Source organism: Tenacibaculum finnmarkense genomovar ulcerans (genome assembly GCF_900239495.1).
GTDB classification, from domain to species: Bacteria; Bacteroidota; Bacteroidia; order Flavobacteriales; family Flavobacteriaceae; genus Polaribacter; species Polaribacter ulcerans.
On record NZ_OENE01000053.1, the window covers coordinates 1 to 1,845 of the forward strand.

Below are 1,845 nucleotides of genomic sequence, written 5' to 3' on the forward strand. Positions count from 1 at the left end.
TAAACAGGTTAAAATTCCGCCGTTTTCATTTCATAATTACAGACAGATTCTTACGTAATTATTTGTCAGAATCTGTTGCTTTACGATTCCGTTTCTGATTGCGTAATATTTATCAGAATCCTACTTTTTTAAACCGCTTTTTTGCCAATATTGCGTGTAATTTGGCTTAATGTAGGTTAACGATTTATATATGGTTTGTTGCATTTTTGAAGCACTAAATTAAGTAAATAAAAACGGAATAGAAAATCCCCTAAGGATTTTCGTAAGTAGGTTCGCACTAGCAATAAATTATATATTTTGTGTGTGCCCAGCATGGGCATCTTTTGACTACCGAAAGGTAGTTTATTAATCTAGAGGGTGCAAGTCCCTTATGCGCAGGAGTAACGTTCTGAAGCATTAGTAAGTCGCAAGGGTGAAAATCGTGAGGTTTTATCTGAAGGAAGCGAGACTACAAAACTCGGTACTGACGAACAGAAATCGTATACAGAGGCATAATTACTCGGGTAAGCAAGCACATCATTGTAACGCCCCAAAGAACATCAAAAAGGGTAATTATGTAGATACGGCAGCGATTGAGTGAAAGAAGATGCCATTACCTGGGGAGGTCTCCAAAATCACGAGTTGGTTATGGAGAAGTCAGCAGAGGTCATAGTACCTACAGGAAACGAGTTGAGGAAAGACCTCAGGCAGTCTCACAAGTAGGGAAGGACTGAACGTAATTCTCTTCAAAATTCGCATAGGAGCACTCGATGTAGCCTATGCTTAAATTAGAAGATAGCGCCAAGGGTGAAAAGAGCTTTGGTTTGATGATTTACGAACCGCCGTATACGAGACCCGTACGTACGGTGGTGTGAGAGGCGCACTCCGACTATTTTAGTCGGAGCCGTCTACTCGATTGTAGGTAGGCTTTATAATTCATTCCTGTTTTTTTCGGCATATTTTCGATATAAATTTCTCATTGGACCATCTGGATAATTAGAAAATTCAGAATCTAATTCACTCATTATTCTTTCAGATTCTTCGTTTGAACTTTCAAAAAACCAAGTACCATTTTCAGGAAGTAATTCAATCGCTTTTTTTATTATTTCAGATGATTTAGACGCTCCAATTTCATTCAGCGATTTAATAACTTTTTCATTCTGTTCAGGAAACCATTCTTGTAAAAAAGACAAAATACTATCTGCTTGACCTGCATTTTCCAAATTCATACATAAAAATAAATTCAGTTCAATTTCATTTAGAGAATTAGGTTCTTTTTCGTTCCTTTTTTGAAGGATTTCAAATAATGCAATTGAAAAGTCAGAATTGTCTTTTAAAGAAAAAAGACTTTCAATATCTTCATTTTCAATAATTTTACCTCGTATAATTAATTCGTTTTTTATTTCCTCTGTCATCCAAGAAAGTCCAGAATAAGAATCTTTTTTCATAGTTCGAATTTCATTGATTTATTTCGGTTTTAGCTTACCTACAACGATTTATATATGGTTTGTTGCATTTTTGAAGCACTAAATTTAGTAAATAAAAACGGAATAGAAAATCCCCTAAGGATTTTCGTAAGTAGGTTCGCACTAGCAATAAATTATATATTTTGTTAACCTGCGTTTTTTTTTAATTAAAATACCGATATAAAATCTCACATTTTTCAGCGTTTAACTTGTCTAAATTTTCATTCCTAATTGCATAAACAGGCTAAAAGTCCGCTGTTTCCATTTCAGAATTACAGACAGATTCTTGCGTAATATTTGTCAGAATCTGCTGCTTTACGATTCCGTTTCTATTGGATAAACAGGTTAAAATTCCGCCGTTTTCATTTCATAATTACAGACAGATTCTTACGTAATTATT

General features: G+C 34.5%; 1 protein-coding gene. It reads right to left on the reverse strand.

Features of this window, described 5'->3' with window-relative positions; all coding sequences use genetic code 11:
• Nucleotides 1-908: 908 nt before the first annotated feature.
• The gene (locus DPIF8902391_RS11955) at nt 909-1,427 is read right to left on the reverse strand and encodes a DMP19 family protein (protein ID WP_172505967.1); all 519 of its coding nucleotides are present in this window, start codon (nt 1,425-1,427) and stop codon (nt 909-911) included.
• Nucleotides 1,428-1,845: the final 418 nt, after the last annotated feature.

Bases quoted from the DNA above. Each gene is read 5' to 3' on its own strand.
- DPIF8902391_RS11955 (WP_172505967.1), bottom strand. From the start codon at position 1,427: ATGAAAAAAGATTCTTATTCTGGACTTTCTTGGATGACAGAGGAAATA.